Annotated in this window: 11 protein-coding genes; 7 read left to right on the top strand and 4 right to left on the bottom strand. The window is 38.0% G+C overall.

Annotation, left to right across the window (positions count from 1 at the left end):
- The 4 genes from IQ247_RS32620 to IQ247_RS15555 all read left to right on the top strand — a co-directional run.
- A partial coding sequence (locus IQ247_RS32620) for a hypothetical protein (RefSeq protein WP_228059776.1) occupies window positions 1-259 on the top strand: 259 nt, incomplete at its 5' end.
- Between the two features lie 30 nt (window positions 260-289).
- Window positions 290-895: a DUF3038 domain-containing protein gene (locus IQ247_RS15565; protein WP_193921459.1), complete on the top strand. Its 606-nt coding sequence runs from the start codon at window positions 290-292 to the stop codon at window positions 893-895.
- A 24-nt stretch (window positions 896-919) separates the two neighbouring features.
- On the top strand, window positions 920-2,536 hold the full coding sequence (locus IQ247_RS15560) for a DUF4335 domain-containing protein (protein WP_193921458.1): 1,617 nt from the start codon (window positions 920-922) through the stop codon (window positions 2,534-2,536).
- Window positions 2,537-3,043: 507 nt separating this feature from the next.
- The gene (locus IQ247_RS15555; protein WP_193921457.1) at window positions 3,044-4,111 is read left to right on the top strand and encodes an LOG family protein; all 1,068 of its coding nucleotides are present in this window, start codon (window positions 3,044-3,046) and stop codon (window positions 4,109-4,111) included.
- A 351-nt stretch (window positions 4,112-4,462) separates the two neighbouring features.
- On the opposite strand, the gene IQ247_RS15550 is transcribed toward IQ247_RS15555, so the two are convergent.
- From IQ247_RS15550 to IQ247_RS15535, 4 genes are all read right to left on the bottom strand, one after another.
- Entirely contained in the window at window positions 4,463-5,935 is a 1,473-nt protein-coding gene (locus IQ247_RS15550; RefSeq protein ID WP_193921456.1) for a leucyl aminopeptidase, read from the bottom strand.
- A gap of 164 nt (window positions 5,936-6,099) precedes the next feature.
- Entirely contained in the window at window positions 6,100-7,302 is a 1,203-nt protein-coding gene (locus IQ247_RS15545; protein ID WP_193921455.1) for an EcsC family protein, read from the bottom strand.
- A gap of 285 nt (window positions 7,303-7,587) precedes the next feature.
- Entirely contained in the window at window positions 7,588-8,199 is a 612-nt protein-coding gene (locus tag IQ247_RS15540) for an SH3 domain-containing protein (RefSeq protein ID WP_193921454.1), read from the bottom strand.
- A gap of 344 nt (window positions 8,200-8,543) precedes the next feature.
- Complete coding sequence (locus IQ247_RS15535) at window positions 8,544-9,359, bottom strand: alpha/beta fold hydrolase (RefSeq protein ID WP_193921452.1); 816 nt, start codon at window positions 9,357-9,359, stop codon at window positions 8,544-8,546.
- A gap of 719 nt (window positions 9,360-10,078) precedes the next feature.
- Here IQ247_RS15535 and metG point away from each other — a divergent pair.
- The 3 genes from metG to lptC all read left to right on the top strand — a co-directional run bounded on the left by metG (window position 10,079) and on the right by lptC (window position 14,024).
- Window positions 10,079-11,671, top strand: coding sequence for a methionine--tRNA ligase (gene metG, locus IQ247_RS15530; protein ID WP_193921450.1), 1,593 nt, complete (start codon window positions 10,079-10,081; stop codon window positions 11,669-11,671).
- 276 nt (window positions 11,672-11,947) lie between these two features.
- On the top strand, window positions 11,948-12,580 hold the full coding sequence (locus IQ247_RS15525) for a LabA-like NYN domain-containing protein (protein WP_193921448.1): 633 nt from the start codon (window positions 11,948-11,950) through the stop codon (window positions 12,578-12,580).
- A gap of 283 nt (window positions 12,581-12,863) precedes the next feature.
- Window positions 12,864-14,024 carry an LPS export ABC transporter periplasmic protein LptC gene (gene lptC, locus IQ247_RS15520; RefSeq protein ID WP_193921446.1) on the top strand — a complete coding sequence of 387 codons (1,161 nt, stop codon included), beginning with the start codon at window positions 12,864-12,866 and terminating at the stop codon, window positions 14,022-14,024.
- Window positions 14,025-14,216 lie beyond the last annotated feature (192 nt).

The following is a 14,216-nucleotide window of genomic DNA, read 5'->3' as shown; positions in this document are numbered from 1 at the left end:
GGAGACAAGGGGATGGGGTGATGATGACTCACATTTTCGTCGAAGGTATCCCAATTACCAATTACCAATTACTAATTACCAATTCCACATTTTTAATTTAAAATTGCTCTTTAATAAAATAGAAATTGATTCTAAAGTAGGTGAAAGACAAATTGCTGTTGACCCAAATCAACTAAAAAGCTTGCCAAATTGCATTTTTTTTGCTAAAGCTTGTGGAAACCAATATAAAATGTTGGGAGTCTGGTTTCAAAATGGGTAACAGCAACAGTCCCAAAAGGCCCGATCACCTATGCTTAAAGTTATGCACTCTGCTGGCGATTCACCCACTATTAGTTCCCAGTGGGATGATTTAAATCACATTGCCGCCCCAACATCCATTCAATGGGACGATATTAAAGCCCAGATTGATTTGGTACTGTTGGCGCTAGAAGCTTTGACTGGCATTGGTTCCGAGGCAATGCTCTCTGCGGCAATTAATCTTAATTTAGAATCAAGAGTGCCAGACCGGGTGGCGCTGTGGCGACTACGCCAATCTAACCCCATACGTAAAGGTCAAGGAGGCAGAAAAAAATTAGATGTAGAAGAAGCGCGATCGCTAGTTTTGATTACTTGCTATCTTGCCAAACAGCACCAAGAGTTAATTCGTCGTGCTGTTGACTTATTAGAGCAGCAAGCTAAGAACAATCGTGAGCCTCATTTCTCTGCTTTATTAGGAGACTACATTGATGCTTTCTGCAATACTTATCAAGAGCGGATGGAAGAGGATGAAAAAATCTCCACAGACGTACTTACCAATTTAGCGCTCAAACTGCTGATAGATTTAGTTTTCTACAGTGGTTCCGGTGGACATCGCCGTCTGTGGCTAGCACTTATAGATCGTTCAACCAAATTTTGAAATGTCCAAGACGCATTTACTGCCATGCCTCTATCAAATTCAGTAATTCGTCGGTATACGCCGCCTACCTGCACGTTAGAAGTCTTGGCGCAAAGTTCTCCTTTGTCGCGTTGGATGGGTAAATCCGTTATCAAGCAGGTCAGATTTAATCTCAGTTTTGATGATCCGCGACAACCAGAAAAGGAAAAAGTCGTAGTCCAAGGTGACCGGGACCAGTTGGAAGCTTTATATACAGCAGTCTCAAGTTACGTACAGGAAATTTTACAACAGTCACCAGAAAATTTCTGGGCTTCAAGAGTTAAGGCAGATTCTGTGAATAATACCTCTGAAACCAGAGCAGTAGAAGATGTTTCTAACTCGGAACCAGATATTTCTAGTTTTAGAAACGAATTTGCTTCTAGGGGAAATGGAAATATTTATTTACAACCAAGCAGCCATTTGACTCATCAATTGTTTCTTGGCTCCTTAGCTTCGCAAGTTGGTAATTCTTCAATTCAACTGAGTTTGCTGCAATTATTTGATTTGGCAACAGCTTTAGATGAATATACGACTGATGTTGTGGCAATGCCTACCGTCACTCAACGACGTAGAAATAGCTTGGCAATCCCTGCTTGGGCACCTGTTGCAGCGGTACTAGTATTAGGTTTAGGTTTAATGCCATTAACCTATCAATACGCTAATCGGCTTCGAGAACAAAGGCAGACTGGTGAAACGGTGGCGACAGCAAACCAAGAAATAGGTAATGATGTTTCTCCTACCCTATTGCCAACACCCAATTCTGTACTTACGCCTTTACCGAATGCATCACCGCTACCAACTTTAGGTTCTGGTTTAACCGTGCCTAATGCCTCTTTACCTTCATTGACATCACCTAATCCGACTTTGGGATTGGGTACAACTCCGGGTAGCACTTTGCCCCCAGCTTCTACAAATCCTAACAGTAGTTTATCGAATATTCCCCTACTACCCGATAGCAGTAATTTAGGCGGTAGTACAGCAATAAAACCGCAAACTGGAGGACAAACACTTTCTTTTAATTCCAATTCTCCTACTGCTAAAACTCCAGGGGGAAATAATTCGACATTAATTTCTCCAGGTAATACTAATTTGCCTTCGACAACGAGACCATTAACCAGTTTACCCTCACTTACGAACCCATCGACTCCGATAATTCCCATAGTTCCTTCAAAACAGTCACCTGCATCTCTTCAAAATAATAATCAACCAAGTTCCCTGACAAATACTGCTAAACTTGATAGCGATTTAGCTGCACAATTGAGAGACAATCGCACGGCAATTCCAGCCAATAACGAGCGCAAATCAACAACAACAGCCGCAGCCAACAGCGAAACATTATTCGATACTAATCAAGTGGCAGAGGTAAGAAATTACTTCAAACAACGCTGGCAGCCACCTAGAGGTTTAACAGAGCCTTTACAATACAGTTTGACAGTAGGTGTCGATGGTGCCTTAGAACAAATTCTTCCTTTAGGAAAAGCTGCAAGAGATAATGTTGAAAAGGCTGGAATACCAGAAATTGGTCAGCCTTTTGTTTCTCCTAGTCGAAACGGACAAAATGTCAGAGTGCGTGCAGTCTTTAAACCGAATGGTCAAGTACAAGCTTTTCCTGAAACGGATTAGTGGACAGTTGACAGTTGACAGTTGACAGTTGACAGTTCCCTATTCCCTATTCCCTATTCCCTATTTACTGCTTGCGTCGGTGGTACAAATTGAGTTAAGTTTAGAATGCAACTTTTGGAGCTAGAAAATATTTCTATTAATCAAGGCATACTAAGATGAGCCAATTTTATACTTTTCAATAAAAATCTACATTAATTTATTTAGCTCCACCGGCACAGGTTGGCGGCGGCAACCGTCACCAGCGCCTTGGGTTTATTAACCAGAGGTGCTTTTTAGTGTGAAAAAGTAATCCAACTTTTTTCAATAGTAATTCCTATTTATTAATTGTTAGCTAATAATTGCGGTTTTAATGCTACTGGTTATAAATTAATAAGTGGAAATACCATCCCCTGTAAGGGTTAGAAAAGTTAAAAATAATAGACTGTGGACTAAAAACGCCGCTGTTTAGGCGAAGAAATTCTACAAAAAACCTAAGTAAATTATAATGTTATTTTGGCGGCAACTGTTATGACCTCCAATGATTTTGTGACATCAGAGCATCTTCAAAAGGAAATTGTTGAGTTAATCGAAAAATTACCGAAATTAAAAAATCGGAAATACATCCAGCAGACTTTAAATACAGTATTGCGACTTGCTGGCGATGAAATTGACCGACTAGATTGGAAAATATTATCGTCATCTTTGGCGGATATGGAACGGGGTTTCCAATTATTTCATACTTACCGACACGTTCGTAAAGTTACCATATTCGGGTCGGCGCGTTTGTCCCCAGAAACACCAGATTATAAAATGGCAAGGGATTTTGGCAGCTGCGTATCTCAGCTAGGATTTATGGTAATTACTGGTGGTGGTGGTGGGATAATGCACGCTGGACATGAAGGAGCCGGACGAGAAAATTCTTTTGGTTTGAATATCGAGTTACCCTTTGAACAAGAAGCAAACCCAATTATTCAGGGTGACGATAAACTAATTCATTTTAAATATTTCTTTACTCGTAAGCTATTTTTGCTTAAAGAAAGTGATGCAGTAGCTTTGTTTCCCGGTGGTTTTGGCACTCAAGACGAAGCATTTGAGTGTATGACATTGAGTCAAACTGGTAAATTTGGACCAGTTCCGTTAATTTTAATTGACCATCCCGGTGGTGATTACTGGAAGTCTTGGAGTGAATATATTGATAAACAGTTAGTTGCAAAAGGTTTAGTAAGTCCGGAAGACCCTAGTTTATATACAGTTACGGACAATTTACAAGTTGCTTGTAATGCCATAACCCATTTTTACAAAGTTTATCACTCCAGTCGTTACGTTGGCGATCGCCTAGTGATTCGCTTAAAGTCAGAGTTATCTGATATTGAAGTAGACAAGCTAAATACTGAATTCAGCGATATTTTGGTAAAAGGAAAAATCGAGAAAAGTCAAGCTTTACCTCAAGAAGGCACAGACGAAGCTGTTGGACTTCCGAGACTGCTACTGTACTTTAATCAAAGGGATTTAGGACGCTTATATCAAATGATTGCAGCGATTAACCTCATGGGACATCCTTCGATTGAAGATACTGAACATCCGGAAAGGAAGTGAACTACCACACACTGACCTTACGGTACAGTGTGGGCTTCCCAATTCATCGGGAATTGCCGCCAGAACTCCGTAGTTCATGAGGGTCTTACATTCCCTCCAAGGGCAGGAGTCCTGGTTCCCAAGACACATACTTTTTCTTGCAACCTGTACCTCCACCGCTTGGTTTTCGCTTATGGCATTGAGGGTCAAGATGATTCAATCGTACCACAAGAGACTGCTTGTTTCCTCATCCACCCCGGCGCTGTTCCACGCTGCGCTTGGAATTCGACTGCTTTGTGGAATCGTCAACTCGCGAGCATTCATCCCACACCGAATCTGCATATTACGGTGTGGGGATGAATGCTGCTTTAGCTAACTCAAAACCCAATTAACCAAAGTCCGCACGCCGAAACCCGTTGCACCGGAGGGATTGTAACCGTTTTCTTTATCCGTCCATACCGGACCTGCAACATCTAAATGCGCCCAAGCGGGGGTATGTTTAACAAACTGCTTCAAGAACAATGATGCAGTAATCGAACCACCTGCACGAGGCCCGGTATTTTTCATATCGGCAATACCAGATTTTAACCCTTCAAAATACTTCTCTTCCATCGGCATTCGCCATAATTTTTCCCCAGCGCTTTCGGAAGCTTTTTGCAATTCGGATGCTAATTCATCACTGGGGGTAAACAAACCAGCAATATCATTTCCTAAAGCAACGATACAAGCTCCTGTCAAAGTTGCTAAATCGACGATGGCTTCTACTCCTAACTTGTCAGCAAACACTAAGGCATCAGCCAAGGTTAAACGCCCTTCAGCGTCGGTGTTATTAACTTCAATAGTTTTACCATTAGAAGCTTTAAGGACATCACCAGGATGCATAGCGTGTCCGCTAATCATGTTTTCAGCGGCGGCAGAAATAAAGTGAACTTCCACATCTGGCTTGAGTTGACCAATTGCTTTTGCAGCACCCAAAGTAGCCGCAGCACCACCCATATCCATTTTCATGGTTTCGATACCGCTACCAGCACCTTTGATATTCAATCCACCAGAGTCAAATGTTACACCTTTACCAACAATTGCTAACTTACGTCTGGGTGTACCTTGAGGTTTATAGGTAAGATGAATAAACTTCGGAGGCAAATCGGAAGCTTGTGCTACTCCCAAAAAAGCACCCATTCCTAACTTTTCACAATCTTCCTTTTCCAGAATTTCGATTTCTAAACCGTGTTCAGAAGCAATAACTTGAGCAATTTCTGCCATAGTTTCCGGAGTTACTTCATTCGCTGGGGCTGCCACTAATTGCCGCGCTAGCATGACTCCCGAAGCTATTTGATCAGCGCAAGTTATGGCAGCTTCTTGTCCACCTAAACCCAGTAAATCTACGGTTTCTACTTGTGTTTCTTTTTCTTCCGGCTCAGACTTAAAGCGGTTATCTTGGTAAAGCGCTAACTGTATGCCTTCAGCGATCGCCTGAGCAGTTTTTGCTGCGTCATCATTACAAACTGGTAAACTGACGGCTAAGGACTTACATTTTTGCTTTTTAGCTAACTTAGCTGCTGCTGCCGCTGCACATCTTAAACTTTCAGCGTTGAAAGTCTCGACTTTACCCAAACCGACTAAAATAACTTTACGAATAGAACCACCACTGATACGGGTGAAAGCAGTACTGTTAGGTTTTGCTTTAAATTCTTCGTCATCTATTAATTCTTTTAAAGCACCGGCTAATTTTTGATCCAAAGCAGCGAAATCGCCAGTTAATTCCAATCTATCTTCAAATAATCCTACCGCTAAACCATCTCCAGACCAATCAGAAAGCGGTGTATTACTCGCTCGAATATTCATTTCGTATCCAACAAGTGACTTTACTTGTACCAGTATTGCTTAAAATTTGCGTTTTGTACTGACAGATTCAATAGTTCAGCGATTTAGTTAGTTGACAGTTGACAGTTGAAAGTTGACAGTTGACAGTTGTTGATTACCAACCTTTGACCTTTAACCTTTAACCTTTAACCTTTAACCTTTGACCATTCTACCGAATTTGTATCAATATCAAATTTGTTGGTGATAGCGTTAATGATATTTTGTTCGAGTGAGGAAGTTTCGTTGTTTAATTTGGCAATTCGGTAACACTGGGCTAATAAAGGTGCGGCAAAATCACGGTTTAATTGGTTAAGCAATGTATCCAAGGGTTGGGGAGATTTAATATTTTGCTCGATTGCTTCTAAAGATTTAGAACTGAGATTTAATGCTTGCAACTGCGGTAATATTTCTGACCAAGTTTGTTCTGGATGACTAGCAAGAATCATATGTACTAATATTTGATCCATTACCGCTTCTTGCGCGATCGCAGTTTCTAAATATTTTTGGCTTTGCTGCTGTAATTTCTCTATTGTCTCTTCGTTGCTTAAAGATTTGGATGTATCTAATTTGGTTTCGTAAAACCGACAAGCAGCATATCCCAAAGAAAAAATCATTGTCGCGTTAGCACTAGCACCAATTACCGCACCAGCAAAAGGAATATTTCGCAATAAATTCAGTCCTGCTGTTTTTAACAGACGACCACCACCCAATCCTAAACCAAAAATTGCCAATACTTCACCTTTGCGGGCGGCATCTTGTAAATCTAACCCATAGATAGATGCAATTTGATAAATCATTTCCGATTGCAATTCAGTGGTTGCGGCTAAATCAATTGCTAACAACGCTACAGCAGCACCTGGTAAAAGGCTTGTGGTTAAGCCAATTCCCCCGGCTTTGACTGCTTTATCTACCATAATACGGTGAGCAAGTTGACTGGATGATTCGGTGGGATATTTTTGTTTGAGGTGTTTAACTGCGGCTTCTGCTTTTACCAAATCAACCTTATCACTAGCACCGACAAGCCAGTTTAAATTTAAGACTCCGGCTAGTTTGCGAATCAGCCAGTTATTAGAAATATGACTGACTACATATCCTGCGGTTTCGGTGGCTTGTTCGATGGCTTTGTGGGTTTGTTTTGCTGCTGCTTCTCCTACAGATCCCACGGTTGAAACAACTGCTGAACCGGCATCTTTTGCACCAGCAGCAACAATAATACCTGCTCCAAAAGCTGTATCGGTAATGGTTTCTCCGACTTCACCTACGGTTTTAGCTAGACATTCTAAGGGGGATGTATGAGAATCTTTTTCTGATGGTGTTTCTAATTTCTTTTCAGAGGCTTGATCTGACATTTAAAAATACCTAGTATACATATAAGTCTTTCTATTTAATCTATAACTGAGCGGCGATTATCCAAACATCCTCCTAAAAGCGCAATTTAGCTATGACCAAATGCATAAATATTACTTTCTCATCTCTTTTTTAGTTATAAGTTCCTCGTGGAAACTTTAAAAAGGTTCGGTTTATATAAATTTTTATTGAAAATATAAAACCCTCTGGTTGAGTATACGGACAATAAGATATATATGATGAATATAAAAACTGTAGATGCACCATGATAGGACTCTGGCTTGAAGTCAGGGTCTTTTTTTTGTAATTAATTTGGGAGAAAAGGTATTTTGATTGGGTTGAGTCGCTTGTATTTTCAAATATTTACCTGCAACCCATCCAGTATTTTCTTGATATTCTACGAGAAACCACTCTACTCCATCTTGAAAATATCTTTCTTTTTTATCTTTAATTCCAATTGCATTACATGGAATTAATCTAATTACTTGTGCATCTAAATTTGCTGCTTGACGCATATTCAAACCATCTGTATTTGGCGGGCAATTTAATCTGTATTGAGATGAAATTGAGTTAGTTGTAATAGAAGGAGTTGAATAATTTATTTGAGGTTTCTGTTGCTCCCCTGTTTCTCTTGGTTCTAAATCCTGATTGTTTTGTATATTGCCGACATTTAAAAGTGCCGCGCTGGCAAATGCAATGAATATTCCGAAAACAAAACAACAAATACCAATAAATAAACTAGCTGCCCGTGTTGAATTGGGTTGATTATAGTTAATAGAACTAGAATTTGAACTATTGAACCTTCTTCCAAACCATGATAAAAACGGAGTAAACAGAGAAATTCCAAACAAAATAAATAATATACCAAAAGCAAAAAATAAAATCCCTACAATATTCATAAAAGTTTGTTCTCTGAAATTTATGTATATCCAATCAAAATCAGGAACTTGTATGTATCAATACAAGAACCCGTAGAGCAAAGTTTAACCATCAACTATAGGAACAAACTAGTAGATTTAGTTACAATTTATTTTTTTGTGGTCAACAGTTAATTAGGCACTCAACATGAAAACTTTTTTTCATCCCCATGAATGTAAGCGTTTTTACTACTCACTACTCCCTACTCACTTACAATTCAGTAGGGGGTAGAGACTGGGTAATTGTTAATCGCGAATTAAATCAGTGAAATCCGTGCAATCCATTTCAATCCGTGTTCAGAAATGGGTAATTGTTAATCGAGGCTTCAAGTTGTATATTCAATGTTGCTACTGAATTCTAAAAAGTCATTCTGACGCATAATTTCATAAAGATTGATGTCTTTTTCTAACAAACAGGCGTGTCCGCTTTCTGGAAGTATCATAATTTTGGAATTAGGAAAAATATTGGCTAATCTTAAGGCTTCTGTTGTAGAAGGTAAAAGTCTATCATTAGCACCAGCAATTAATAAAATCGGTTGAGTTAGCTGAGTTAATTTATATTCATCAATATAAAATTCCCGCAGTAACGATATGCGCCAACGAATGGTTTCGGGTGGAACTGAGCGCATTGCTTTCAAAAGTTCTTGGCGATCGCCACTACTCATTCTTGGCAATGAAGCTAAAAAAGGTAATAACCCTAAAGCGCCTATATCGTAAAAAAAGTTAGGCACTAAATTGGTAAATTGGGAACCCCAGTCAAAAAAAGGACGAATCCGAAAGCTAGAAGCTGGATTTAATAAAATTATCCGCTTGAACAAATGCGGTGCTGCGATGGCAACTTTTTGCGCTAAACAACCCCCAAATGATTCTCCACAAAGATATACTGACCTTTGAGTTGTGGTCTTGAGTTCGGCATAAATTAACTTTAATACACTATTGGTAAGTTCATCCCAGCTAGTGAGATCATCTCGCGGTATTGCTAAACAGCGCACGTCAAAAGCAGTTTCTAAACCATCTGTTTGGGTTCGCAATAGTTGACCAGAACCATCCATCCCAGGTAAATATATAAATAGTGGATATTCTGAGTGTATTGTTCGCGGAACAAGGAAACACGGCTGTAGTCCAACTTTTGGTCTATTCATTAGTTATTTATTAATTATTAATTGTCAATAGTTAATTTATAAAAATCATTGAAAAAGCATTTGAGCGATGGTACTTAGATAAAAATAAGTCTGTGATTTCTGATTCACAACTTTGGGTTAATTATTTTACTATAATTGTTGCCACTTTTTGCTGATATGGACATCATAAATATGAGTGAGTGATTTTGTCCAAAGGCAATTACAAATATAGTCACAAAGATATATGAATAGAGATGGGATTCTGATAGTAGCTAAATCTTGTTGTAGATAGCAAAGTTGCTCGCGAGCAAAAAATTAGCAGCAGATTATTCAGAATCATAATTTTTAAATATAAATTTTACAAGAATATTTCAGCTTCGTTTGATGATTTTTTGACTATTTTGATATCTAAATACAGAAAATTTTATATTTTGTATAAATAAAAAATATCAAAAAATATCATGCATAAAAACTATTTGTATTCAGACTGACAATCATTTGGAAAAAATTTGATCAATAATTGAGCAATAAATTTATGATATAAATCTATGATAATTAATTATTATAATCAATTATAATCAGTTTAATTGATACTCATTTTTAAATAAACCGAAAGCAAATTAATTTGTTAATATTAAAATGCGACTTGAAAAAACATAGGCAATGTTGTATAATTACGTGGTTTTGCCTAAAAATGTTGGATAGAAAACAGTTTTTTTTTAAAGTAATTTTATTTGTGCATGAGTCTAGTGGATAAAACAAAAAATACATTTGCACTGACGACACCGCTATATTATGTAAACGGTTTGCCTCATATCGGTAGTGCTTACCCAACGATGGCGGCAGATGTGATGGCAAGGTTTCAAAGGCTTTTGGGTCGTCAGGTAATTTTCGTTACGGGAACTGACGAACACGGACAGAAAATTCAGCAAACCGCAGAAAGTAAAGGTATCGAGCCTCAAAAATTTAGCAACCAAATTTCTGCTGAATTCGTATCTTTGTGGAAATTGCTTAATATTCAATACGACCGTTTTATCCGCACTACCGATATTCGTCATGAATTCATAGTTAAAGAATTCTATAATCGAGTTTTGCAAAAAGGTGATATATACCTCGGACAGCAAAAAGGTTGGTACTGCGTAGCCTGTGAAGAATTCAAAGAAGAAAGGGAATTATTAGAAGGACATCGCTGTCCGATTCATACGAATAAAGAAGTTGAATGGCGAGATGAAGAAAATTATTTCTTTAGGTTATCAAAATATCAAAACCATCTCGAAGAATTGTATCAGTCGAGACTAGATTTTATTCAACCAGAAAGTCGGCGAAATGAAGTTGTTAATTTCGTCAAAGGAGGATTGCAGGATTTTTCAATTTCGCGGGTGAATGTTGAGTGGGGTTTTCCCGTACCCAGCGATCCAAAGCATACCCTGTATGTTTGGTTTGACGCTTTACTCGGATACATCACGGCGCTGTTAGAACCCGACGACGAGCCGACTTTAGAAAACGCTTTGGCTAAATGGTATCCGATAAATTTGCATTTAATAGGTAAAGATATTTTACGCTTTCACGCAGTTTATTGGCCAGCAATGTTAATGAGTGCCGATTTAGCTTTACCAGAAAGAGTATTTGGACACGGTTTTTTAACCAAAGATGGTCAGAAGATGGGTAAAAGCATGGGTAATACCATCGACCCCATAGCCTTAGTAGAGAAATATGGTTCAGATGCAGTTCGTTATTACTTTATTAAGGAAATCGGTTTTGGTAAAGATGGAGATTTTAATGAAGTTAGATTTGTTGAGGTTCTGAATGCAGATTTGGCGAAGAACTTAGGTAATTTGCTGAATCGCACTTTAAAAATGGTCAAAAAATACTGTGCAGGAAATTTAGCGTCAATTGCAAACGAAAATATTCCTCAAGATAATCCGATCAAAGCAATTGGTTTGCAATTAGGCGAACAAGTTAAAACTAGCTACGAAGTTTTAGCTTTTGATCGAGGCTGTGAAGCTATTTTGAGGTTGTCGCAAGCTTGTAATAAGTATATTGACGAACAAGCACCTTGGTCATTATATAAACAAGGACAACAGCAAGAATTAGAACAAGTTTTGTACGTTGTTCTAGAATCAGTAAGGTTGGCGGCTTATTTACTTTCCCCCGTAATTCCTAACATTAGTAGCGATATATACCAGCAGCTAGGTTTTGAAATTGATTTTAATAATCAAACAGAAGCTGCAAGTGTCCTACCCTTTGCTGTACATGGAAACTGGGGATTGTTGAGTAGCGAACAACAATTAGGTGAAGCAAAGCCAATCTTTCAAAGTATTGAATTGGATTGAGAAAGATTATTTCCATGAAAGGATTTTGGATTTTGAATGATAGATTGTATTTCCAGCTACAAACAGCAAAATCTCAAATACCGATCTAATCGTTAATTTTAAATCCAAAATCGATTTAGAGAAATTTAATCGATCGCGGCGATAAACATTATAAATATTAGCCTTGAAAAATCGCCATAAATCCCCGTAACTTACGTATATATGTAAGTTATAGGTTTAAATGATTACAAAAATAACAAAAATAATTGCAAAAATAAAAAAAGAGGTATCAGAACAATGTTGAATAATATACAAGAAGAATCAATATTTACGCCAGAACAAGTTTTAGAGAATCGAGGTCGTGTAGCCATATTTATTGATGGTTCAAATTTGTTTTATGCGGCGTTACAGCTAGGAATTGAAATTGATTACACCAAGTTACTTTCTAGATTAACAGGTGGTTCTAGATTGTTGCGCTCGTTTTTTTATACAGGTGTAGACCGAACAAATGAGAAACAGCAAGGATTTTTGTTGTGGATGCGACGCAATGGTTATAGGGTGATTGCGAAAGATTTGGTACAGTTACCAGATGGCTCGAAAAAAGCTAATTTGGATGTGGAAATAGCAGTAGATATGATGGCTTTAGTAGATTCTTATGACACTGCGGTTTTAGTTAGTGGTGATGGGGATTTAGCATATGCAGTCAATTCGGTTAGCTATCGTGGTGTTAGGGTAGAGGTAGTTAGTTTGCGATCGATGACCAGCGACAGTTTAATTAACGTTTCCGACCGTTATATTGATTTAGAAGCGGTCAAAGACGATATTCAAAAGACTCCTCGTCAAGGATATCCCTATCGACCATTACCCGAAATGAGTTTTTTGGAACAATCACCTGAAATGCTAAATCCTCGTTTAGAAGTTCAGGAATAAAGCTCAATACCTTTTGTCTTTAACTTTCCTGTGCGGTGAGAAGTCGGGTTTTGATCGCAGTTATATTGTGTTAGAGATATGTAAGGCAAAAACCCGACTTGTAAAACTTAATCACTAAGAAGTCGGGTTTTTACGATCTGAATATCCGTAACACCAGAAATTCTCATAAAAACCCGACTTCTATGATTATCGTCGTAGTTTATTTTTACTTCGGGGGTACTCACGTTAAATTTTTACGTCTGTGAATGCAGTATGGTGCAAACAACTGTCTAATATAAACAGGATGAAAAATTTAAGTTACAAAGTTTTTAATCTATATTTTCTATTATGTGCCTTCTTTCTATTGACATTAGCTAGCTGTGGAACTAACAAGCCTAGTATTAACGAAGAACCAGATGAAACCGCATCAGTCCAAGAAGAGGAAAGTAAATTTACTTTTCAAGGAGTAGCTTTAGAACAGTTTGATGAAAAAGGTCAACCAATTTGGAAAGTAAACGCCAAACAAGCTAAATACACCAAAGAAAAACAAATTGGTGAAGCTGAAAATCCAGATGGTGAATTATATCAAGACGGTAAAATAGTTTATAAAGTCACCGCACAAAAAGCTGATATTAGACAAGATGGAAAGCAATTGTTTCTCAAAGGTCAAATTGTGGCTACAGACCCGGAGAACGGTGTTGTATTGCGCGGTAATGAATTAGAATGGCGACCACAAGAAGACTTACTTATTGTTCGTAATCAACTTAACGGTACTCATAAACAATTGCAAGCAGTAGCTCAAGAAGCAAAAGTTAAAACTCGCGAACAGCGGATTGATTTTTTTGGGGGAGTAGTAGCAAAATCAGTAGAACCCCAATTACAAATGCGAACCGAGCAGTTAACCTGGATGATTAAACAGGAAAAATTAATTGGCGATCGCCCAATGCAAATTGACCGTTTCCAGGATAATAAAGTTACTCAGCGTGGTAGGGGAGATGCTGCGTCGGTTTTTTTGAAAACAGAAATTGTGAATATCACAAAAAACGCCTTCATTGAATTACTAGACCCCTTGGTACAAATAGCTAGTAACTCTATGACTTGGAATATCAAAGCCGAAAGAGTAAAAACAAATGCACCTTTGAAAGTGGTACATCGTACTGAAAATGTAACTGTAAGTGGGAATCGGGGTGAATTAAAAATCCCTCAAAAAACAGTATATGTCCAAGGAGATGTTAAAGGTGTTGGACAAAAAGGTCAGTCAATCCAATCGAATAATTTAACTTGGTATTTAGACAAACAATTAGTAGAAGCTTCTGGAAACGTCACATACAGTCAAACAAGTCCTCGATTTACTTTTAAAGGTGAAACGGCTACTGGTAATTTGCAAACCGAAAATGTGGTGGTTAAAGGAGGAAATTCGGGAGATAGAGTAATTACAGAAATTATTCCACAATTAAAGAATTAAATTAGGAAGTAGGTAATAAGGTTCGGGGGTAATAGGTAATTGGGAATGTTCATAATGTCAAAATTTTACCCCTGTTCTAATAATTTCATCACATTCTTAGTCATCAGAAAATAGTGATTCTAAATCTCGACAACCACTTATCACACGAGTTATATCAATTCCATCTTCTCTAGGGTAGTAAAACACAACATA

This window comes from Plectonema cf. radiosum LEGE 06105, assembly GCF_015207665.1.
Taxonomy (GTDB): Bacteria; Cyanobacteriota; Cyanobacteriia; order Cyanobacteriales; family Nostocaceae; genus Rivularia; species Rivularia radiosa_A.
This window is presented reverse-complemented; position numbering and strand designations above follow the sequence as displayed.